The sequence below is a fragment of the Roseburia sp. TF10-5 genome, from assembly GCF_003462365.1.
Taxonomy (GTDB): domain Bacteria; phylum Bacillota; class Clostridia; order Lachnospirales; family Lachnospiraceae; genus Roseburia; species Roseburia faecis.
Window position 1 is genome coordinate 24,843 of record NZ_QTYW01000016.1, and the last position, 23,622, is coordinate 48,464.

Annotated in this window: 19 protein-coding genes; 16 read left to right on the forward strand and 3 right to left on the reverse strand. The window is 42.9% G+C overall.

Features of this window, described 5'->3' with window-relative positions; translation table 11 throughout:
• The first annotated feature begins 17 nt into the window (after nucleotides 1–17).
• Both DXD06_RS12970 and DXD06_RS12975 read left to right on the forward strand, forming a co-directional pair.
• Entirely contained in the window at nucleotides 18–575 is a 558-nt protein-coding gene (locus DXD06_RS12970) for a transcription repressor NadR (RefSeq protein WP_022046342.1), read from the forward strand.
• 61 nt (nucleotides 576–636) lie between these two features.
• Nucleotides 637–1,233: a DUF4190 domain-containing protein gene (locus tag DXD06_RS12975; protein WP_055261698.1), complete on the forward strand. Its 597-nt coding sequence runs from the start codon at nucleotides 637–639 to the stop codon at nucleotides 1,231–1,233.
• A 28-nt stretch (nucleotides 1,234–1,261) separates the two neighbouring features.
• Here DXD06_RS12975 and DXD06_RS12980 read toward each other — a convergent pair whose 3' ends face one another.
• Nucleotides 1,262–2,275 (reverse strand): LacI family DNA-binding transcriptional regulator, encoded by a 1,014-nt coding sequence (locus DXD06_RS12980; RefSeq protein WP_117832320.1) that lies wholly within the window; start codon nucleotides 2,273–2,275, stop codon nucleotides 1,262–1,264.
• Between the two features lie 276 nt (nucleotides 2,276–2,551).
• Between DXD06_RS12980 and xylB the strand changes: the two genes are divergently transcribed.
• The 13 genes from xylB (at nucleotide 2,552) to DXD06_RS13045 (ending at nucleotide 18,286) form a co-directional block, all read left to right on the forward strand.
• Nucleotides 2,552–4,024, forward strand: a complete 1,473-nt coding sequence (gene xylB, locus DXD06_RS12985) for a xylulokinase (protein WP_022046339.1) — start codon at nucleotides 2,552–2,554, stop codon at nucleotides 4,022–4,024.
• A gap of 61 nt (nucleotides 4,025–4,085) precedes the next feature.
• Nucleotides 4,086–5,570 (forward strand): L-fucose/L-arabinose isomerase family protein, encoded by a 1,485-nt coding sequence (locus tag DXD06_RS12990; protein WP_117832323.1) that lies wholly within the window; start codon nucleotides 4,086–4,088, stop codon nucleotides 5,568–5,570.
• 269 nt (nucleotides 5,571–5,839) lie between these two features.
• Complete coding sequence (locus tag DXD06_RS12995; RefSeq protein WP_117832325.1) at nucleotides 5,840–6,706, forward strand: DMT family transporter; 867 nt, start codon at nucleotides 5,840–5,842, stop codon at nucleotides 6,704–6,706.
• Nucleotides 6,707–6,718: 12 nt separating this feature from the next.
• Nucleotides 6,719–7,651, forward strand: coding sequence for a hypothetical protein (locus tag DXD06_RS13000; protein WP_117832327.1), 933 nt, complete (start codon nucleotides 6,719–6,721; stop codon nucleotides 7,649–7,651).
• 326 nt (nucleotides 7,652–7,977) lie between these two features.
• Nucleotides 7,978–11,145: an isoleucine--tRNA ligase gene (gene ileS, locus DXD06_RS13005; protein WP_117832329.1), complete on the forward strand. Its 3,168-nt coding sequence runs from the start codon at nucleotides 7,978–7,980 to the stop codon at nucleotides 11,143–11,145.
• A gap of 34 nt (nucleotides 11,146–11,179) precedes the next feature.
• Nucleotides 11,180–13,648, forward strand: a complete 2,469-nt coding sequence (locus DXD06_RS13010) for a glycogen/starch/alpha-glucan phosphorylase (RefSeq protein ID WP_117832331.1) — start codon at nucleotides 11,180–11,182, stop codon at nucleotides 13,646–13,648.
• A 156-nt stretch (nucleotides 13,649–13,804) separates the two neighbouring features.
• Nucleotides 13,805–14,533: a LytR/AlgR family response regulator transcription factor gene (locus DXD06_RS13015; protein WP_055261708.1), complete on the forward strand. Its 729-nt coding sequence runs from the start codon at nucleotides 13,805–13,807 to the stop codon at nucleotides 14,531–14,533.
• Between the two features lie 223 nt (nucleotides 14,534–14,756).
• On the forward strand, nucleotides 14,757–15,776 hold the full coding sequence (locus tag DXD06_RS13020; RefSeq protein WP_158569540.1) for a sensor histidine kinase: 1,020 nt from the start codon (nucleotides 14,757–14,759) through the stop codon (nucleotides 15,774–15,776).
• A gap of 209 nt (nucleotides 15,777–15,985) precedes the next feature.
• Complete coding sequence (locus DXD06_RS13025) at nucleotides 15,986–16,582, forward strand: DUF4474 domain-containing protein (RefSeq protein ID WP_117832335.1); 597 nt, start codon at nucleotides 15,986–15,988, stop codon at nucleotides 16,580–16,582.
• 85 nt (nucleotides 16,583–16,667) lie between these two features.
• The gene (locus tag DXD06_RS13030; RefSeq protein ID WP_055068700.1) at nucleotides 16,668–17,222 is read left to right on the forward strand and encodes a DUF5104 domain-containing protein; all 555 of its coding nucleotides are present in this window, start codon (nucleotides 16,668–16,670) and stop codon (nucleotides 17,220–17,222) included.
• Nucleotides 17,212–17,799 (forward strand): DUF5104 domain-containing protein, encoded by a 588-nt coding sequence (locus DXD06_RS13035; protein WP_117832337.1) that lies wholly within the window; start codon nucleotides 17,212–17,214, stop codon nucleotides 17,797–17,799. Before DXD06_RS13030 ends, DXD06_RS13035 begins: the two co-directional genes overlap by 11 nt.
• Before the next feature lie 26 nt (nucleotides 17,800–17,825).
• Nucleotides 17,826–18,062: a hypothetical protein gene (locus DXD06_RS13040; protein WP_117832339.1), complete on the forward strand. Its 237-nt coding sequence runs from the start codon at nucleotides 17,826–17,828 to the stop codon at nucleotides 18,060–18,062.
• A gap of 26 nt (nucleotides 18,063–18,088) precedes the next feature.
• Nucleotides 18,089–18,286 carry an accessory gene regulator B family protein gene (locus tag DXD06_RS13045; protein WP_117832341.1) on the forward strand — a complete coding sequence of 66 codons (198 nt, stop codon included), beginning with the start codon at nucleotides 18,089–18,091 and terminating at the stop codon, nucleotides 18,284–18,286.
• A 127-nt stretch (nucleotides 18,287–18,413) separates the two neighbouring features.
• Here DXD06_RS13045 and DXD06_RS13050 read toward each other — a convergent pair whose 3' ends face one another.
• Both DXD06_RS13050 and DXD06_RS13055 read right to left on the reverse strand, forming a co-directional pair.
• Complete coding sequence (locus tag DXD06_RS13050; RefSeq protein WP_147343633.1) at nucleotides 18,414–18,686, reverse strand: hypothetical protein; 273 nt, start codon at nucleotides 18,684–18,686, stop codon at nucleotides 18,414–18,416.
• Nucleotides 18,687–19,030: 344 nt separating this feature from the next.
• Nucleotides 19,031–19,882, reverse strand: a complete 852-nt coding sequence (locus DXD06_RS13055; protein WP_117832346.1) for a patatin-like phospholipase family protein — start codon at nucleotides 19,880–19,882, stop codon at nucleotides 19,031–19,033.
• Nucleotides 19,883–20,069: 187 nt separating this feature from the next.
• On the opposite strand from DXD06_RS13055, the gene DXD06_RS13060 reads away from it, so the two are divergent.
• Nucleotides 20,070–23,567: a DNA polymerase III subunit alpha gene (locus DXD06_RS13060; protein ID WP_117832348.1), complete on the forward strand. Its 3,498-nt coding sequence runs from the start codon at nucleotides 20,070–20,072 to the stop codon at nucleotides 23,565–23,567.
• Nucleotides 23,568–23,622 lie beyond the last annotated feature (55 nt).

Genomic DNA, 23,622 nt, shown 5'->3' on the forward strand with positions numbered 1-23,622 from the left:
AAGGTGGGATTCCAGAAATGAGCGGGGAAGAAAGGCGTGGAAAAATTATACAGGCACTAAAAAACAGTGACAAAGCAGTTTCTGCCACGACACTGGCAAAAGAATTTGACGTGAGCAGACAGGTCATTGTGCAGGATGTTGCACTTCTTCGGGCAAATGGAAAAAATATATTTTCGACCAACCGGGGGTATCTGATACAGGAAGATGAGGAGACAACCCGTGTATTTAAGGTACAGCATGAAGATGATGAGGTTGAAAAAGAGCTGACAACGATTGTGGATCTCGGAGGAACCGTTGAGGATGTATTTGTATATCATAAGGTATACGGAGTGCTTCGGGCAGAGATGAATATCAAATCCCGTATGGATATCCGCAATTATATGGAGGAGATCCGTTCCGGGAAATCCAGTCTGTTGAAAAATGTTACTTCCGGATATCATTATCATACGGTCCGGGCGGAACGCGTGGAAATTCTGGATATGATTCAGGAGGAATTGCAGAAGAAGGGGCTCCTTGCAAAACTACAGGACTATGAACCTGTTGATTTTTGGGGACAGAATAATTATAATGAGTAAATGACTACTATTGTGATTATTGATAAGAAGTCAGAGAAAGAATAAAAAGGAGAAGGATGGAATGAGCGACGAGTTTACAACAAACGAAAACGGTTCAAAAACACCGGAGGAAACAAACTTTCAGGATTATACGGCACCGGAAAATGAGATCGTACAGAATGAAACATCACAGATGACGCAGGAACAGCCGGAGACTTCTTATGGAGCAACATCGGCAGAGGAAAATCCGCAGCCGGACAATACGGCATATGCGTATGGACAGACTGCGTACCAGCAGGCATATCAGAGTGAACAGTCACAGCCGAATGCATATCAGCAGGCATATTACGGACAGACACAGGCAAAGGGAACAGGAACCGGATTTGGAATTGCCTCACTGGTTCTTGGAATTTTATCTGTTTTTACATTTGCATGCTGCATTAATTATATTCTGGCAGTGCTTGCGATTATTTTCGGTATTGTGCAGATGGTAAAGAACGAGAAAAAGGGGCTGGCGATTGGTGGAATTATTACAGCAGTGATTTCGATTGTTCTTGGGATTGCCGTTTCGCTTTATGCTGTGAATATTGCGGAAAAAATGCAGGACCCGGACAGTCCGTTTTATCAGTATTTTGAAGAGTATGAGCAGAAACTGGAAGAAGGAAAGAGTTCTTTCTAGCCGGGAGTTATAAAAAGGAGAACCTGTTTTACAGGTTCTCCTTTATTCGTATATCGATGTCTGTGTAGTGGAATTCTTCGCAGGAGATGCCCTCAATCAGATAACGGGAGAGCAATTCTACCGGAAGGTATCCCTGCTTGTATGGCTGCTGGCAGATGGTAGCAGTGATAATGCCATCATCGAGCAGTTTTTTTGTGGAAGGAACACAGTCGTAAGTAAAGATACGCATGGCATCGATCCGGCCGCTTTCGACTGCGGCACGGCATCCGCCTGCTACACCGCCGGCTGCAAAATACAGCACATTGATTTCGGGGTGTGAAGCCAGCATTTCTTTGACTTTTTCATAACTTTCATTATCATCATCATGATTTTCTATTGTTTCCACGATATGAATACGTTCGCCCTTTTCGGAAAGCGTTGAAGTGAAACCCTCGATACGATCGGAGTGACAGAGTACATGTGACGAACCGGTTACAATACCAATATGAATTTCCCCGAATGTCATCAGAGAAACCAGTCCGGCAGCAGTCTGTCCGGACAGGCGGTAATTACTTCCGACATATGCGATCCTGCGGGACAGAATATCGGTGTTTACGGTGATGACCGGAATGTTCATTTCTGTGAGGCGGTCGATTTCTGCGGCAATATATAAAGAATTGAATGGTGCGATAACTAATCCGTTGATGCCTTCCGCAAGCAGTGCTTCCATGGTATTAAATTGTTCGGTCTCATCAAATGGAACCTGACGGATAAGAACGGTGAAATTATAGGCAGATAATTCTTTTGCCTTGGCATTTACGCCTTCAAGGACTTCACTGAAAAAAGGATTGGAATCGGGAAATAAAATAACACCGATTTTCAGATTCTTTTTCTGTGCAGCAAGCATTAGTCCTGCTTTGTTGGGTTTATAGTTTAATTTTTCTGCAATTTCACGTACACGGGCTGCAGTATTGGCATTGACGGAACCGCGGTTGTTCAGTACACGGTCAACCGTACCGCGTGAAACACCTGCCATTTCAGCAATCTGTTTTATAGTGGCCATGTCGTTCCCCCTTGTTGAATTTTTCCTGAATAACTCTTACAAGGGTAGCATTGATAAGGTAAAATGTCAATTGAAATACAGAAAATGTGTGCGTGCACGACAAGAGCGGGGAAAGTTACTGTACGCTTTTCACAAAATAAGCGCAACCGGTTTGGAAGAAATCACGAAAAAGAGAAAAAATTTCGGAAAACAGTTGAAAATATCAGCGCATCGTTGTAGGATATGAGTAGAAACGTGCACGAGCACAAAATTAACATTTCAGAATTGAGGGTTATCATGAATTACATAGGAATTGATCTGGGAACTTCTGCTGTTAAACTTCTTTTGATGGAGGGCAGTGGAAAAATTTTAAAGATCGTCAGTCGTGAATATCCAATCTGTTTTCCAAAACCGGGATGGTCGGAGCAGAATCCGTATGACTGGTTTACACAGTCAATGGATGGACTGAAGGAATTGCTGGATGGTACAGACAGGAGTCTGGTTGCCGGCATCAGCTTTGGCGGACAGATGCATGGACTTGTAGCACTGGACGATAAGGATGAAGTGATTCGTCCGGCAATTCTCTGGAACGACGGAAGGACGACAAAAGAGTGCGATTATTTAAATCAGGTAATTGGGAAGGAACGTCTTTCTGCATACACAGCCAATATTTCATTTACCGGATTTACTGCACCGAAAGTACTCTGGATGAAAAACAATGAACCGGAGAATTTTGCAAAGATTCATAAAATTATGCTGCCAAAGGATTATCTGGCATTTCGCCTGAGCGGCAATTACAGTACGGATGTATCGGATGCGTCCGGAACACTGTTCTTTGATGTAAAGAATCGCTGCTGGTCAGAAGAAATGTGTGAGATCTGCAGTATTAAAACAAGCTGGCTTCCAAAAGTATACGAAAGTTATGAGGAAGTTGGAACGCTGCTTCCGGAACTGGCGAAGGAACTCGGCGTATCGGATCAGGTAAAAATTGTAGCCGGAGCCGGAGACAATGCGGCAGCAGCTGTGGGAACCGGAACCGTTGGAGATGGTGCATGTAACATTTCTTTGGGAACGAGCGGAACCGTATTTATTTCTTCCGATAAATTCGGAGTGGACGAAAATAATGCACTGCATTCGTTCGACCATGCGGATGGAAGTTATCATCTGATGGGCTGCATGCTTTCCGCAGCATCCTGTAATAAATGGTGGATGGATGATATTATCGGCACAAAGGATTATGGCGCAGAACAGGAAAATATTACGAAGCTTGGAGAAAACCATGTATTTTTCCTTCCATATCTGATGGGGGAGCGGTCTCCGCACAATGATCCGAATGCAAGAGGTACTTTTATCGGTCTGACCATGGATACTACCAGAGCGGATATGACACAGGCGGTACTCGAAGGTGTGGCATTTGCCTTAAGGGATTCTTTTGAGGTGGCACGTTCACTCGGCATTCATATTGCCCGTACCCGTATTTGCGGTGGAGGAGCAAAGAGTCCGCTGTGGAAAAAGATTGTGGCAAATGTGCTCAATATTCCGGTAGATATTCCGGAAAATGAACAGGGACCGTCAATGGGTGGCGCAATGCTTGCAGCAGTAGCTTGTGGAGAATACCCGACCGTCCGCGATGCAGCAGAGGCAATTGTAAAACTGACTGATACGGTAGAACCGGAACCGGAGCTTGCAGCAAAATATGAAGAGCGTTATCAGAAGTTCCGTAAGATTTATCCGGCATGCAGGGATCTGTTTTTGGAACTTGCAAAATAAAATCATATCATCGTATCTAACAAAAAATTAAAATGATTACATACAACAAGGAGGCAAAATCATGATTAATATTCCAGAAGTAAAAGTAGGTATCGTTGCAGTCAGCCGTGACTGTTTCCCGGAGTCTCTTTCCGTAAACCGCAGAAAGGCGCTGATCAAAGCATATACAGACAAGTATGATGCAAAGGATATTTATGAGTGTCCGGTCTGCATCGTAGAGAGTGAAATTCATATGGAGCAGGCGCTGGCAGATATTAAAGCAGCAGGATGCAATGCACTGTGTGTATACCTTGGAAACTTCGGACCGGAAATTTCCGAGACCATGCTTGCAAAATATTTTGATGGACCAAAGATGTTTGTTGCAGCAGCAGAGGAGTCCCAGAACAATCTGGTTCAGGGACGTGGAGATGCATACTGCGGTATGTTAAATGCAAGTTACAACTTAAAACTTCGCAATGTCGGTGCTTACATTCCGGAATATCCGGTTGGAGATGCAGAGGATTGCGCAGATATGATTCACGACTTTTTACCGATTGCAAGAGCAGTAGAAGGACTTGCAAACTTAAAAATCATTTCCTTTGGACCAAGACCAATGAATTTCCTTGCATGCAATGCTCCAATCCAGCAGCTTTATAATCTGGGCGTGGAAATTGAGGAAAATTCAGAGCTGGATCTGTTTGAGGCATTCAACAACCACGCAGGAGATCAGCGTATTCCGGAGGTTGTTGCAGATATGAAAGCAGAACTCGGTGAGGGAAACAAAAAGCCGGAGATTTTAGAGAAACTTGCACAGTATGAACTGACACTGCTTGACTGGATTGAGGCGCACAAAGGTTCCCGCAAATATGTTGCAATTGCAGGAAAATGCTGGCCGGCATTCCAGACACAGTTTGGATTTGTTCCGTGCTATGTCAACAGTCGTCTGACCGGAAGAGGCATTCCGGTATCCTGCGAGGTAGATATTTACGGCGCACTGAGTGAGTTTATCGGTACCTGCGTGAGCGAGGATGCTGTCACACTGCTCGACATCAATAACTCCGTTCCGAAGGATATGTACAAAGAGTCGATCGAGGGCAAGTTTGACTATACACATAAAGATACATTTATGGGATTCCATTGTGGCAATACCTGTTCAAAGAAGCTGGCATCCTGTGAGATGAAAAACCAGATGATCATGGCAAGAAGCCTTCCTGTCGAAGTAACAAACGGTACCCTTGAGGGAGATATTGCACCGGGCGATATCACATTCTACCGCCTGCAGTCCACTTCCGACAATAAGCTGCGCGCGTATGTGGCACAGGGAGAAGTCCTTCCGGTTGCAACCCGTTCGTTCGGAAGCATTGGCGTATTTGCCATTCATGAGATGGGACGTTTCTACCGTCACGTTCTGATCGAGAAGAATTATCCGCATCACGGAGCGGTTGCATTCGGACATTACGGAAAGGCTCTGTTTGAGGTATTTAAGTATATTGGGGTTCCGATGGAGGACATCAATTACAACCAGCCGGCATCTCTGCCTTATCCGACGGAGAATCCGTTCGCATAAAGAAAAATAATATGGGAATAAGCACCAGCTTGGGCCTGTAGATGTCTGCAGGTTAAGCTGGTGCTTTTTAAATGGGAGTTTCATCCCAAAGATACCCAGTGAAACAGGAAAACTAAAATCATTTGGCAGGTAATTCATCCGGCAGCAATACAGAAAATGACAACAGTACAAAGTAAAAATTCAGATTTTCAAAAAAAGAAAAAGTATGGTATTATAAAACTGGCATCACGGATGCCGGTTCTATAATAAAAATCTGAGGTGATTGTACAATGAAACAGGAAAATTATATACGTGGCATGATAATGATCATTTTGTCGGCATTCTTTTTTGCGTGTATGAATGTGAGTGTGCGGCTGGCGGGAGATCTGCCGTCCGTACAGAAAAGTTTTTTTCGGAATCTGGTAGCTGCATTTTTTGCGGCAATTATTCTTATCAAAAATCATACAGCACCTAAGGTGGAAAAAACACAGTGGGGTTCACTGTTTTTACGCTGTGCATTTGGGACACTTGGAATTCTTTGTAATTTCTACGCGATTGATCACCTGCTGGTGGCAGATGCTTCTATTTTAAATAAATTATCTCCCTTTTTTGCAATTATTTTTTCCTTCCTGTTATTAAAAGAAAAGATAAAACCAGCTCAGGCAATGTGCGTTATACTGGCATTTGTCGGCTGTTTGTTTGTGGTAAAACCGGGGTTTGAAAATGCACATCTGATCCCTGCGCTTATTGGCGTATGCGGAGGACTGGGTGCAGGAATCGCATATACAATGGTGCGGAAGATGGGTACACACGGAGTAAAGGGACCGGTCATTGTGTTTTATTTTTCCTGCTTTTCCTGTATTATTGTGATACCGTGGATCATATTTCATTATCAGCCGATGTCACTGCGGCAGTTGTTGACGCTGCTTCTTGCGGGACTTTTTGCAGCGGGAGGACAGTTTACGATCACCGCAGCATATACCTATGCACCCGCCGGAAAAATTTCTATTTTTGATTATTCACAGATTATTTTTGCAACATTACTTGGATTTCTTTTATTCGCGGAGATTCCGGATCGATACAGTCTGATAGGATATGGATTGATCATTCTGGCTTCACTGGGAAATTTTCTGTATAACTGGAAACACAAAGATTAAAGGAGTATTCACATGTCGATTATTTCATTTCGGTGTCATACAACCATTCATCTGGCACCATTGGTAAATCAGGAAACCATTCATCAGGATATGGATAGGGGACAGCAGCTTATGTCAAGGATCAATCAGGGAATCCTTAGGGAGATAAAGCCCAAAAACCCACTGGTTGAATGGTATTACTGGACGGACAAACACACAGTTTCGGATGTCACAGAGCATAGTTTGTTTAAGATGGCGCAGGGGATGCTGTCCCCCGTGGAAAATGATAATTACCGGTTGGAAGAGATCGAAGAATTAAATAATGCATGGGCCGTTTATGATAAAAAACTGAACACATTTTTTGCGTTTGACCCGGCAATTACGACATTGCAAAAAGATGAGAAGCGAAACCGTGTGCTGGTGGTCTGTGAAGACAAGGAACGCGGGCTGATTGATGTTATTGAAGCGGGAGCTCTGCTGCTTGAGTGTCTGCGTGCATTTACAGGGATAGAAGAACTTTGCTTTCTTCCGGTCAACCCGGACTACTATATATGGACAGGAATGGTGACAGGGATTGACGGATTGAAGATGCGCAGTAATGGATATGCCGGTACCTGGCTGCTTCTGCAGAGTGAAAGTCAGGTGAAAAAATTGCGGATGCTTGCAACCATTTACAGTATGGATTATCCGAATCTGGTAGATTCGGATGAACTGGCACGCAGACTGGCAAAGGAGGAAGCCGCAGGGCAGTGCATCCGAAGCAGGCATGGGATCGTGCTGTTTACAGAAGAGGGACTGGTGTATATGGATGGAACAAATCCGGACAATGACTGGGAACTGAAGTATCCGATTTATGAGAATGACTGTTATTATGAGATGTTGAGATTTGCTTACCGGAAACAGGTATCCGGGGAACTGGAAAATTACTGTGCATGGAAAGCCTGGCTGAACAGGAATTTTACTTGACATCTGAAAGAATCATTACTATACTTAAAACCAAAGGTGAAAAACGAAGACGAAGACAGTAACTGTGATAGGAAAGTCAAAGAGAGTTGGAACAGGTGAGAGCCAATACGAGTAATATGACAGTGAAAATCACTTCCGAGTTGCGGATCGAAATCCCAGGAGAGTAGAGTTCGACGTATTTCCAGCGTTATGGGAACGAAGTATGCAAATCCTTTTTGAATAAGGGATTTAAGTACATGGTAATCAGGTGGTATAACGTGACCCCGCGTCCTAATTACTGGACGTGGGGATTTTTTATTTCAGAATCATAAATGCAGGAGGAAAATATGTACAACAAAGTAGATACCAATATGAACTTTGTCGATCGCGAAAAAGAAACGGAAAAATTCTGGCGCGAAAATGATATCTTCAAAAAATCCATGGAGAACCGTAAGGGAGGCGAGACTTACACATTTTATGACGGACCGCCTACGGCAAACGGAAAACCACATATCGGACATGTAGAGACACGTACCATCAAGGATATGATTCCGAGATTCCAGACCATGAAAGGAAAGTACGTTCCACGGAAAGCCGGATGGGATACCCACGGTCTTCCGGTAGAAATCGAAGTGGAGAAACTTCTTGGACTGGATGGAAAGGATCAGATCGAAGCATATGGTCTTGAGCCATTCATCAAAAAGTGTAAAGAATCCGTCTGGAAATACAAGGGTATGTGGGAAGATTTCTCAAATACGGTAGGTTTCTGGGCAGATATGGACAATCCATATGTCACTTATGATGACAATTTCATTGAGTCTGAGTGGTGGGCGTTAAAGGAGATCTGGAACAAAGGTCTTCTCTACAAGGGATTTAAGATTGTGCCGTATTGTCCGCGTTGTGGAACTCCGCTTTCTGCACAGGAGGTGGCACAGGGCTATAAACTGGTAAAAGAAAAATCCGCAGTTGTTCGTTTTAAGGTTGTGGATGAAGATGCTTATTTCCTGGCATGGACGACAACTCCGTGGACACTGCCAAGTAACGTGGCACTTTGTGTAAACCCGAATGATACCTATATCAAGGTAAAAGCAGTAGATGGTTATACGTATTATCTGGCAGAGGCACTGGCAGACAAGGTGCTTTCTCCACTTCTTTCCAAAGAGGATAAAGAGGCAGGAAAGAAAGCCTACGAAGTGCTTGAAACCTACAAGGGACAGGATCTTGAACGTAAAGAATATGAGCCTCTTTATGCCTGTGCAAAGGAACTGGCAGATAAGCAGGGCAAGAAAGGCTTCTTTGTGACCTGCGATACTTATGTCACGATGTCCGATGGTACTGGAATCGTTCATATCGCACCCGCATTTGGTGAGGATGATGCCAATGTCGGAAGAAACTACGACCTTCCGTTTGTACAGTTCGTAAATGGAAAAGGAGAACTGACTGAGGAGACACCGTTTGCCGGTATGTGGGTAAAGGATGCCGATCCGGAAGTATTAAAGGATTTAAGTGCCAGAAAGCAGCTGTTTGATGCTCCGAAGTTTGAACATGAGTATCCACACTGCTGGAGATGTGACAAGCCTCTGATTTATTATGCAAGAGAGTCCTGGTACATCAAAGAGACTGCAGTAAAGGATGATCTGATCCGCAATAACAACACTGTTAACTGGATTCCGGAATCCATCGGTTCCGGACGTTTCGGAAACTGGCTGGAAAACATTCAGGACTGGGCAATTTCCCGTAACCGTTACTGGGGTACTCCACTTAACATCTGGGAGTGTGCGTGCGGACACAGAGAATGTATCGGAAGCCGCGCTGAATTAGCAGAAAAAGCCGGTGATCCAAAGGCAGCAGAGGTAGAACTTCACAGACCATATATTGATGCGGTGACGATCAAGTGTCCGGAGTGTGGCAAGGATATGCACCGTGTACCGGAAGTATTGGATTGCTGGTTTGATTCCGGAGCTATGCCGTTTGCACAGCATCACTATCCATTTGAAAATAAAGAAGTATTTGAGCAGCAGTTCCCGGCCAAATTTATCTCAGAGGCAGTTGATCAGACCAGAGGATGGTTCCATTCTCTTATGGCAGAATCGACACTGCTTTTCAACAAAGCACCTTATGAGAACGTCATCGTGCTCGGACATGTACAGGATGAAAACGGACAGAAGATGTCCAAGTCCAAGGGAAATGCCGTAGATCCGTTTGATGCTCTGCAGACATACGGCGCAGACGCTATCCGCTGGTATTTCTATACGGCATCCGCACCATGGATTCCAAAGAGATTCTCCGGCAAGCTTGTGCTTGAGGGCCAGCGTAAGTTTATGGGAACGCTCTGGAATACCTATGCGTTCTTCGTACTTTATGCAAATATTGACCAGTTTGACGCTACAAAATACAAGCTGGAGTATGACAAATTATCGGTTATGGATAAGTGGCTGCTTTCTAAGCTCAATTCTGCAGTAGCTGGTGTGGATGAAAGTCTTTCTAATTATAAGATTCCGGAAGCTGCAAAATATCTGCAGGAGTTTGTCGATGATATGAGTAACTGGTATGTCCGCCGCTCCCGTGAGCGTTTCTGGGCAAAAGGCATGGAGCAGGATAAGATCAATGCTTATATGACATTGTATACCGCACTTGTTACAATCAGCAAAGCGGCAGCACCGATGATTCCATTTATGACAGAAGATATTTATCGCAATCTGGTATGTTCCATTGATCCGTCTGCACCGGAAAGTATTCACCTGTGTGACTTCCCGACGGTGGATGAGAAGATGATCGACAAGGATCTGGAAACTGCAATGGATGAGGTATTAAAGATCGTTGTTATGGGACGTGCGTGCCGGAACAGTGCCAATATCAAAAACCGTCAGCCGATTGGTCAGATGTATGTCAAGGCACCGGAAGCACTGGGTGATTTTTATAAAGAGATTATTGCCGATGAGTTGAATGTCAAAAATGTGGCATTTACCGATGATGTTTCTTCTTATACAGATTATCAGTTCAAGCCGCAGCTTCGTACGGTTGGTCCGAAATATGGTAAGTATTTAAAACAGATTCAGGCTGCCCTGTCAGAACTTGACGGAAATGCTGCAATGAAAGAATTAAAAGAGAACGGATGTCTGAAACTTGACAGTGTAAGTTCCGAGGTTGTATTATTGGAGGAGGATCTTCTGATTACCATGACACAGGCCGAAGGCTTTGTGACCGAGGGGGATAACAATGTGACAGTTGTTATGGATACAAGACTGACACCGGAATTGATCGAAGAAGGTTTTGTACGTGAACTGATCAGTAAGATTCAGACCATGCGTAAAGAGGCTGGTTTTGAAGTTATGGATCATATTGCTGTTTCCTATACAGCAGACGAGAAGGTAACTGGTATTTTCAATAAATACGGAGAAAAGATCCAGACAGAGGTACTTGCAAATGCTATCACTGCAGGCACACTTGCCGGATATCAGAAAGAATGGAGCATTAACGGTGAGAAGGTTACGCTGGCAGTGGAAAAACAATAGTGTCACGCAAACCAAGCACAGAGGAGGACTTTTGATGCGAGACAAAGTGTTTAGTAAAAAGGAGTTTATTGCTTCCGTGACAGAAAATGTCAAGACGATGTATCGTAAGACATTGAAAGAAGCGACACAGCAGGAGATTTATCAGGCTGTTTCACTGGCTGTCAAGGATGTTGTCATGGATGAATGGATGGCAACACAGCAGGTCATTGAAAAAGATGACCCTAAGATATTGTATTATATGTCCATGGAGTTTCTGATGGGCAGGGCACTGGGGAATAATCTGATTAATCTGGGGGCTTATGGGGAAGTAAAAGAAGCACTTGAAGAGATTGGACTGGATTTGAGTGTCATTGAAGACCAGGAGCCGGATCCGGCTCTTGGAAATGGCGGACTTGGCCGGCTGGCAGCATGTTTTATGGATTCTCTTGCTACTCTGGGCTATGCCGCATATGGATGTGGAATCCGTTACCGCTACGGTATGTTCAAGCAGCAGATTATTGATGGATTTCAGGTTGAAGTACCGGATAACTGGTTAAAGGATGGATATCCGTTTGAACTTCGCAGACCGGAATACTGCTACGAGATCAAGTTTGGTGGTCATGTGGAAGAAACCGCAGGGGAGGACGGAAATCTGCACTTTGAGCAGGTAGGGTATCAGTCTGTTCTTGCAATTCCTTATGATATGCCGATCGTTGGCTACGGCAACCATGTGGTAGATTCCCTGATGATCTGGGATGCACAGCCGAAGGAAGAGTTTTCACTGGATTCCTTTGACCGTGGAGATTACGATCAGGCAGTGGAGCAGGAAAATCTTGCCCGCAACCTGGTAGAGGTGCTGTATCCGAACGACAATCACGTAAAAGGAAAGGAACTGCGCTTAAAACAGCAGTATTTCTTTGTTTCCGCAAGTATCCAGCGTGCGCTGGAGCGTTTTAAGAAACATCACAATGATCTGCATGATCTGCCAAAGAAGGTAACGTTCCAGATGAATGATACCCATCCGACGGTTGCTGTTGCAGAACTGATGCGAATCCTTCTGGATGAGGAAGGCATGTCATGGGATGAGGCATGGGAGATCACAACACACTGTGTAGCTTATACCAACCATACCATCATGGCAGAGGCACTTGAAAAGTGGCCGATCGACATCTTCCAGAGACTGCTTCCGCGTGTATATCAGATCGTGGATGAGATCAACCGCCGTTTTGTAGAAGAGATCCGTGCAAAATATCCGGATAATGAGGAGAAGGTGCGCAAGATGGCAATTCTCTACGACGGACAGGTGAAGATGGCAAATCTTGCAATTGTTGCCGGATATTCTGTCAACGGTGTGGCAAGACTGCATACAGAGATTCTTGAGAAGCAGGAACTTCGTGATTTCTATGAACTGTTTCCGGAGAAATTTAACAATAAAACCAACGGTATCACACAGAGACGTTTCCTTGCACATGGAAATCCACTGCTTGCAGACTGGGTAACAAAGCATGTCGGAAAAGACTGGATCACAAGTCTTGCGAAGGTCGAGGATCTGACAAAATATGCAACCGATCCGAAAGCACAGCAGGAATTTCTGGAGATCAAAAAGCAGAATAAGATCCGTCTGGCAAAATATATCAAGGAGCACAATGGTATCGAAGTCGATCCGAATTCTATCTTTGATGTACAGGTTAAGAGACTGCATGAGTATAAGAGACAGCTTATGAATATCCTGCATGTGATGTATCTGTACAACCAGATCAAGGCAAATCCGGGCATGGATTTCTATCCGAGAACCTTTATCTTCGGAGCAAAGGCTGCAGCCGGATATCGTACGGCAAAGAAGACCATCAAGCTGATTAACACTGTTGCGGATGTAATCAATAATGATCCATCCATCAACGGAAAGATCAAGGTTGTGTTCATTGAGGACTACCGTGTATCCATTGCAGAGTGGATTTTTGCGGCAGCAGATGTCAGCGAACAGATTTCCACAGCAAGTAAAGAGGCATCCGGAACCGGAAACATGAAGTTTATGTTAAATGGTGCGATTACACTTGGAACCATGGATGGAGCGAATGTTGAGATGTACGAGGAAGTCGGTGCAGACAATATCTTTATCTTTGGTATGAGCGCAGATGAGGTTATCGCACATGAGCAGCATCATGATTACAATCCATATGATATCTACAACAACGATGAGGATATCAGGAAAGTTGTCAACCAGCTGGTAGATGGAACGTATTCTCATAATGACCGTGAGTTGTTCCGCGAGCTGTACAACTCACTGCTCAATCCACAGCAGGGACAGGTAGCAGACCGCTACTTTATCCTTGCAGATTTCCGTGCATATGCAAATGCACAGAAGAAGATCGGTGTTTATTACACCAACAAGAGTGCGTGGGCAAAGTCTGCAATTTTAAATATTGCGCACAGTGGTAAATTCTCTTCTGACAGAACCATTCAGGAATATGTGGATGATATCTGGAAACTTGATAAGATTGAAGTGAATACGGAAGGCTGTTAATCGCTTGGATGGCAGTAAAAAAGGCGGGAACCTGGTTGCGGTTTCCGCCTTTTTCGCGTAGAAATACTGGTCAAAAATTTCCTTTGTGGTAACATTTTCAGGATCAGTTTGACGTAGATAAAAGAAATGGTAAAATAAAAATGGAGGAGAATATCGATGAAAATTGCAATATGTGATGATGAAAAACATTACTGCAAACAGATACAGGAATGTGTGGAAATATATTTGGACAAGCATCATATATACGGGAAAACAGAAATTTTTATGGATGGAAATGCCTTGTTAGAAAGAGGTATGCTGGCGGAATTTGATGCTTTGTTTCTAGATGTGGAATTTGGTGGAAAAGCGCAGGGAATGAAAATTGCAAGAGAGGTGCATCAGAGAAATGCAATGCTTCCGATTGTATTTGTGTCGGCATTTATTAAATATTCCGTAGAAGGATATCGCGTAAATGCGCTACGTTATCTTTTGAAAAATGCAAAAGATTTGCAGAAAGAAATAGAAGAAAGCATGGATACCGTTCTTTCCGTGTATACGCAGAGACAAAAGAAAAAAACATTTCGTTTTCGGGGGGAGACCGTAACGCTTTTACTGGATCAGATTATGTATATTGAAAGCAAAGCTCATCAGCTGTTTTTTTATTTGTGCGATGATACCTGTCGATGTATGGGAAAACGGACACTTGATGAAATGCAGAGAGAACTGACGGAGGATGAAGGAAGATTTTTGCGTATCCATAAAAGTTTTTTGGTGAATATGAACGACATCAGCACGCTCAAACGTTATCAGGTTCAGTTATTTTCGGGAAAACAGCTGCCGATTCCGCGAGAGCGTTATGCGGTGGTGGAAATGCAGTATGAGGAGTGGAAAAACAGAAATGATTGATTTTGTGGAAAATCTGTTTTTTATTTTAATTGAGACGATATGTTGCTGTCTGTATTTTCAAACGTTTTCAAAATTTCGGTTTACAAAGAAAATACAAATCTTGCAATTTATTGGGCTGACAGGGTGTATGACGGCGGTAATCTATCTTTTTGCAACAATTCCTTTTTGGAAAATGCCAACAGTCTGGTTTTTATTTGCGGTATCGATGTATGGAATGTTTCAAATGAAATTTTTCGAAGCATTGGGAATGGGAGCTTTGTACTATGCCCTTCTTCTGGTTGTGGATGTATTGGCATATGCCTGTAATGACATTTTGCAATTTCGTATGGGAGGGGAAACAAAAGTGTATGGGTGGAAAGCATGGCTGATTGCATTGCTTGGGAAAATGTTCTTATTTATAATTATTCTTTTGGTAAGACGAATATTCGGGAAATCGGCAGTAGAAACACTCTCGAAGAGAGAATGGATAAAGTTTCTGGTATTTCCGATATTCACCATTTTTATGATCGCATGGATGCTGGTGGTCGTTCAGAGTTCACAGGCGGGACCTGGAAAAATCCCTATAGTGTTGGCATTTTCACTGGTAGGACTCAATGTTTTTATTTATGGATTGCTCTATGATATCCTTCAGAAAGAAGTCAGGACAAGAGAATATATGGTGTCCATGGCGAAAGCAGAGGGAAAAATACAATTATATCAAAAGCAGACGGCTTTTATACATGATTACCAGAATCAGATGCAGTGTGTCAGAACATTGCTGATGAAAAAAAATTACAAGGAGGCAGAGCAGTATTTGGAGCAGATGTGTAATGTGGGTGCGGATGTATGGAATGTTATTGATACGAATCATATGATCGTAAATGCGGTTCTCAACGCAAAATATCAGGAAGCACAGGAAAGTGGAATTGGAGTTACGATAAAGATTAATGATTTATCTGGCTGGAGGATGGCTTACAATGATGTGACGATATTGCTTGCAAATTTGCTTGATAATGCAATTGAAGCCTGCAAATTATGCGAAGACAAAAAGCATATCTGGTTTAAATGTGTTCAGGAATCGGGAAAAATTATTTTATCCGTAAAAAATACATATTGCGAAATGAATAGGAAAAAGAAAGAGGGACTACACGGAATAGGATTAAAAAATGTAGAACATGTGATCACATCTTATGGTGGAAATTACAGTATAAAAAAAATACAGGGAAAATTTATTGTGACTATTTTATTCTGGATGGAAGAATAGAGATTCAAGCAGCTGAAAAGAGAACTTTTACAGATATTATGTAAGGGTTCTCTTTTTTGTTGTGATAAATGGTCGAATTTTGTACCAGTAATGCTGTTTTTTGTTCATAGGCTTGCTTGGAGAAAATTATTCTTATAATGTAAAAATGGAGGTAGAATATAAAGTTTAAATAATGGTTTAGAAAGGAAACAACGGAGGCGGGGGCAGCTATTTTAAATTTTGTAAAAGATACAGATGATGAGGCATATCATTCCCAGGTAGAAACTTGGCAAAGAAGTTTTGGATATAATGTGTTTTATGATGAAGTATTCCGGATGGGAACAAAGATGAATGAAAAAGATTTTCCATTCAAAGTAGGAAATGAAGAGTATGCGCTTTGGATGTGGAAAGGGAATTACTGGAATTTGCATAGTGGAGCAGAAATAGGGTTGTACAAATATGATAGAACCCATGCTGGAACAAAACATTATGATGCCATTGATTTTGAAGTACCAATGCGTTTGAGTTTGTATCGATATTCTAACAATGGGAAACAGATCGATACGATATTTAACTGGTATCCATATGGTGGTCAATGGTGGATTACAGGATTTAGTGGAGATAATTCTCAATTCAGAAATACAAATTGTAATAACATGGCAGCTATTGGGTATGTTGATTTATCAAAACATATAGATATATATAAAGGGATTAGGAATGCTGGCAGAAATTATAAAGGGGATAGAAAGACCGCGAATAATAAGTATTTGATTTTTGATGATAAAAATTATTTGATTTGGATATATTGGTACGAAGGAATTAAATAAATAATGCCCAAAAAACATTTATAATAATACTGGTAATGGAACTAAGAGTATGTACTGCTCTGGATAATGGAAGGATGGTAGGAAAATGATGAAAAAAAAAATGATCGTAAATGACATTTTATGTTTATTCAGTTGTTTTTTTTTGATGGGATGTAATGCAATTAAAGAAGATAATACAAAGGTATACGTTGATTCTTATAGCCAAACAGCTCTGCAACAGGCTGACATCATTATGGATGGCATTCAGTCAGAAAATTGCGAAGAAATAGCAGATATTTTTTGCACTTATATCAAAAAAAATCATCCGGAGCTGCAAACAGATATAAAAGCATGGATGAAATATATTGATGGTAATATTATATCTTATGATCCGCCAACAACAGAAAGAGGATCGTTAAATACTGGGGAATCAGGAGTGGAAATGTTGGTTATGGAAGCTGATATTGATAATGTGAAGACGGATACCGGAAAAACTTACTGCATAGGTATGGGATCATATTCTGTATTTAAAAATCATTCAGATTGCGTAGGAGTGACAGATTTATTAATTCGTGATTTGGATGCAGAAAAAGAAAACAAAGAGGATTCGCAAGTTAGAGTGGAATATGATGATATATGGACGATAGAATATGGAAAATGAAATAAAGCGGTTAGAAAAAAATAAAAGTGTCACGATAGTAGTAATGCTGGTAATCATGCTGGCAATCGTATTGAGTGCATGCACAGTTTCGGCAGGTGGGGAACCGCATGTAAAATCCAAAAGTGAAAAAGCAATTGAGCAGGCAAAAACAATACTACAGGGGATAAAATCCGGTGATGCAGAGAAAATAGCAGATCAGTTTAGTCCGATTGCGAAAGAAAAACATCCGGAATTAGAAAATGATATCAAAAAATGGATGGGTTTTTTAGACGGAGAAATTATATCCTATGGTGAACCTGTTCGTGATTTTGGGGATGCAACATGGGATGAAGATGGATATATTATATGGGGAGGAAGTATAGAAATTGATAATGTAAAAACCGATACAGGGAAAACATATGAGATTGTTTATGGGGTGTATGCTACAGTAAGGGATCATCCAGAATATGAAGGGGTGACAGATTTACTTGTAATTGATACCAAAAAACAAGAAAAGGCAAATATGGAAGATAAAGACATAGATCTTTCTGATGCGCAGAAAAGCGTGGGCTATGATGATGTTTATTGGGAGTGGTAGACAAAGGAACAGTAGGAGAAAAAGTTATGGCGTTTGTGACAATGATTTTTGCATACATGGTAATAGCTGGAGTAATTGCATTGGTGATTGCCGGGACAATCAGCACGATAGGTCTTATTGTCTTGATTATATCGTTGATTCGACGGCACAGGGCTAAAGTCCGGGGAGAAAAGCCAAAAAAATTTGGTTTGATTACAGGGTGGATTTTGTTTTTGCTACCAATATTTGTAGTTATTGGTTTTATAGTCTACTGGTTTGTTTGAATATTGAGTTGGTGGATGTGGAGATAATGTTAGATCAAATAATTAAAAATTGTCTGGATCAAATGCAGGAATTTGTGAATGGGGTGATTTTTCTTATTTCATTTTTGGCTTTACGAAGAAGAACTGGTGGTTTTCATATGAAGACGTTTAAAGCATGCTACGTGGCAACCATCGGGACATTTATAGGTGTTTTGCTTGTGAAAAATATTATGTATACAAAATGATAGTACATCATCAAAAATTCCCTTTGTATTTAAAATGATTTTCTGTGTAGCATCGTTAAGCAACAGATTTGTATCTTCCACACAGCGGTTTTCGACAGTATAGACATGTCTGCCGATATGGAACGGATCAAAGGTGCAGACAAAGATTACAAAACTCTGTTTTAACTGTGTGTTCAATGTTGTAAACTGTATTGGAATCATCTTCAACGTACACATCTAACCGGATGCTCTTCGCATCAAGGGACAGATTGATCGTTTTCTGGTCTTGTGGGTACTCAATGCGCGAAATCTTAATATTCAGTATGGTTTCCCAAAACGGCTTGCAGTACTTTGGATTGCGCATGATAATGCCAAACATAAAATCATCACTAATGGTAAGATCTTCGAACTTTTTGCTCATATGCATCTTCTTCTCCTTTGTAGTGGTGGAGAGGAAAACGTGTCATATAGAGGCTGATCTTCTATCAGAATTGTAACATGGAAGTATTCAGCTTTCAATATCTGAAAATAAAAAACAATAATAAAATAACAACAGAATCTTTGTTCTGCACGAAATTTCTCTCCAATATCTAATTAGTACACATGGAAAAATGGATGAAATATCCAATGAAATGCAGTCAAATATAAAAAGACTGCACATTCGATATGTGTAAAGAAAATATAGCATGTGGAAGGCATATATACAATAGGAAAATAGAACTAAAAACAGCTAGCGGATGATAAATATCCGCTAGCTGCCTTCTTTCAGGAAAGAAATGTATGTAGTTCTTTCAGGCGTGCATCAAAGTCGGAAATCCCCAGATCATACAACTCCTGTTCTAACTTTTCATCGCGCGCGTAAGTACTCATTTTTAACTCTTTCGAAGGTGCAAAGACGAGGGCTTCCCCGGTGGTTTCGTGTTTTTTAACATCGGCAACATTCTGGCGGTACATCAGATGCCGGTTGTCAAGTGCTGCGATTGTCTGCGGATATTTGTGCAGGGCATGCCGGTAAATATGCCGGAAACCTTCCGGTTGTTTGATAAAGCTGCGCGGTTTGCTTAAAATCACAACGACGCGGTCGCAGCCTTTGGCAAATGCGCGTTCAATAGGGATGGAGTCGGACAGTCCGCCATCAAAATAGGTTCTGTCGTGAAAGGAAATCGGACGGCACATCACAGGCAGGGCACAGCTTGCCATAATGGCACGGTAGTCATCCTGTTTCATATCAGCTTTGGTAAAAAAAACAGGCTTTCCGGTTGCAGCATCCGTTGCCACAAGTTCAAACTCGGCGGGATTTGCCATGATGGCAGGATAGTCAATCGGATCAGCACCGTCGGAGTTGGTCAGTGTTGCATAAATATACTGCAGACCGAAAAACTGTCCGGTGCGCAGCAGATTTTTGACACCCATATAACCCGGTTCGTTAAGATGATCTACATAAAATCGAAGGTTTCGTCCGCGCTGTCCGGCAAGATAGCTTGCCACATTTGCAGATCCGGCAGATACGCCGATGCAGTAGTCAAATGTGATATGTTCGTCTAAAAAACGGTCGAGAATGCCTGCGCTGTAGGCACATTTCATGCCGCCGCCTTCTACTACAAGTCCTGTCTTCATGTCTAAGATACTCCTTTTTCCAAGAATTAGCATTATTGTAGCACTTTTTCCCATTCTGTCAAATTTTTAACAATGAGGGGTTCAGAAATAGCAACAGAAAAAGAGAAATCTTGTCAGAACAGTTAAAAACCGATATAATGATTACATATGTGGGATACCACAATGAACGAAAAAGCGAGGAAAAATCATGGCATTTGCACATCTGCACACCCATACGGAATATTCATTACTCGATGGTTCCAACAAAATAAAAGAATATGTAAGCCGTGTGAAAGAACTGGGGATGAACAGTGCCGCGATCACCGATCATGGCAATATGTATGGTGTGGTGGAATTTTATAAAACCGCAAAGGCAGCAGATATTAATCCGGTGATTGGCTGTGAGATCTATGTGGCGCCGAATTCCCGGTTTGACCGCGAGACCAGCCATGGCGAGGACCGGTATTACCATCTGATCCTGCTTGCGGAAAACAATACCGGCTATGCAAACCTTATGAAGATCGTCTCCATCGGTTTTACGGAAGGGTATTATTACAGGCCGCGTGTGGATTTTGAGACGCTGCAGAAATACCATGAGGGATTGATCTGCCTGTCGGCGTGTCTGGCGGGAGAAGTGCCGCGCTATATTGTGCGTGGATTTTATGAAGAGGCAAAAGGCATTGCAAAAAAATACCAGGACTGTTTTGGAAAAGACAACTATTTCCTGGAATTACAGGATCATGGCATCCCGGATCAGAAGACGGTCAATCAGGGGCTTCTTCGGATCAGTCAGGAACTGGACATTCCCCTTGTCTGCACGAACGATATCCACTATACCTATGAAACGGATGTGGAGGCACACGATGTCCTTCTCTGTATCCAGACCGGTAAAAAGATTACGGATGAAGACCGTATGCGTTACGAGGGCGGACAGTTTTTCGTAAAAAGCGAGGAGCAGATGCGGAGTCTGTTTCCGTATGCAAAAGAAGCCGCAGACAACACGCAGAAAATCGCAGACCGCTGCCATGTCACACTCGAATTTGGCAATTACCAGATTCCAAAATATGCACCGCCGGAAGGCTATGACAGTGCGTGGACATTTCTGGATGCGCTGTGTGAGAAGGGATTTAAGGAAAAATATACGGACAATCCGGCGTACGATGAGACGCAGTGTGCAAAGATCCATGACGATATGGAATACGAGCTTGGCATTATCCAGAAGATGGGATTTGTCGAGTATATCTTAATCGTGTGGGATTACATCAACTGGGCGAAAACACATGACTGCTGGGTCGGACCGGGGCGTGGTTCCGGCGCGGGCAGCCGCGTGTGCTATTGTACCGGCATCACAAACATTGATCCGGTCAAATATAACCTCCTTTTTGAGCGTTTTTTAAATCCGGAGCGTGTGTCCATGCCGGATATTGATGTGGATTTTGAGTATGCGGAGCGTTCCCGCGTGATCGAGTACGTCACAGAAAAATATGGAAAGGATTCTGTGACACAGATTACGACCTTTGGTACGATGGCAGCCCGCGGTGTCATCAAGGCAGTTGGAAAAGCACTCGATTTTCCGTATGCGGAGATGGACCGTGTGGCAAAAATGGTGCCGATGGAATTAAACATCACGATTGACCGTGCCCTGCAGGTCAATCCGGAATTCCGCAGTCTCTACGAGGGAGATGCGCGGATGCATGAACTGATCGATATGGCAAAGCGTCTGGAAGGACTGCCGAACCATACTTCTGTGCATGCGGCAGGTGTTGTGATCTATCCGGGAGAGGCGAGCAATTATGTGCCGCTGGGGCGTGCCAGTGACGGAACACCGACGGCAGAGTACAATATGGTACAGCTTGAGGAACTTGGTCTTTTAAAGATGGATTTCTTAGGACTCCGCACGCTTACCGTATTAAAAGATGCCGTCAAAAATGTAAAGGCATCCCAGGACATCGACATTGACATCGATCATATCGATTTGAATGATAAAAAGGTGCTTGATTTTATCGGAACCGGGCGCACCGAGGGTGTGTTCCAGCTGGAATCTGCGGGCATGCAGAACTTCATGAAGGAGTTAAAGCCACAGAATTTCGAGGATATTGTTGCCGGAATTTCCCTGTACCGTCCGGGACCTATGGATTTTATTCCAAACTACATCAGGGGAAAGAATAATGCAGACACCGTTACTTACGTGACGCCGGAATTGCAGCCGATTCTTGAGCCAACGTATGGATGTATCGTTTATCAGGAGCAGGTGATGCAGATCGTACAGCAGCTTGCGGGGTATACGATGGGACAGGCGGACAACATCCGCCGCGCCATGAGCAAAAAAAAGCAGTATGTCATCGATGCGGAGCGGCAGAGTTTCGTCTACGGAGATTCAGAGCGCGGTATCAGGGGCTGCGTGGCAAACGGCATTGATGAGAAAGCGGCAAACAGTATTTACGATTCCATGGTGGATTTTGCAAAGTATGCGTTTAACAAATCCCATGCGGCAGCCTATGCGGTCATCAGTGTGCAGACCGCGTGGCTGAAGTTTTACTATCCGGTGGAATTTATGGCAGCACTTATGACGTCCGTGATTGACAATTCGGCAAAAGCCGCGGAGTATCTGCTGCATTGTAAGGAACTCGGTATTTCCGTGCTCCCGCCGGATATCAATGTGGGACAGGGAGAATTCACGGCAGAGGGAAATGCCGTGCGCTATGGTCTGTATGCCATTAAATCCCTGGGACGTCCGGTGATTGACAGCATCATCGGGGAACGCAAAAAAGGTGGTTCATACCGCACCCTGCAGGATTTTATTGAACGTACGGTGCAGCGGGACATCAACAAACGTGCGATCGAGAATCTGATCAAGGCAGGTGCCTGTGACGGGCTTGACGGTAACCGGCATCAGATGTCCATTGTCTATACGTCCATTGTAGATGATGTCGTGCGACGGAAAAAGACCGGGCTGGAAGGACAGATGAGCCTGTTTGATTTTGTCGGGGAGGAAGATAAAAAGGACTACGAAGTCCATTATCCAAATGTGGAGGAGTTCCCGAAGGAAGTGCTGCTTGGCTTTGAAAAAGAAGTGCTTGGGATTTATTTAAGCGGGCATCCGCTGGAAGATTACCTTGGTAAAATGAAGAAAAATGTCACGGCAAATGCAGCGGATTTTGTCAGGGAAGAGGAAAGCGGCACAATTCGTGTGACAGATAATATGCATGTGGTTGTGGGTGGCATGATTGCAGCAAAAACCGTTAAATATACAAGGAATAATCAGGCAATGGCATTTCTGACAGTGGAGGATCTGACCGGTTCTGTGGAAATTATTGTATTCCCAAAAGATTATGAGAGATACAACCGCTTTTTGAATGATGAGGAGAAGATTTTCGTAGTCGGACACGCAACGGTGGAGGAGGAACAGGACGGAAAAGTGATCTGCGAGCGGATCGTTCCGTTTGACGATACCAGAAAGGAACTCTGGCTGCAGTTTCCGACAAAGAGTGATTTTTCTGCGAAAGAACAGCAGGTGTATGAGATTCTCCGGGATTCGGACGGAAATGATGAAGTGGTAATTTATATATCGGATGTCAAGGCATTTAAAAGATTGCCAAGAAACCGTGCGGTTGGTACAAATTCTGTACTCTTGGCACGTTTGACAGAATTTCTGGGCGAAAAAAATGTAAAAGTTGTAGAAAAAGGCATTGAAAATCGCGCGTAATAAGTATAGAATAAAACAGATTAAAGAATTTCATTTTAATTTTAATAAATGGAGG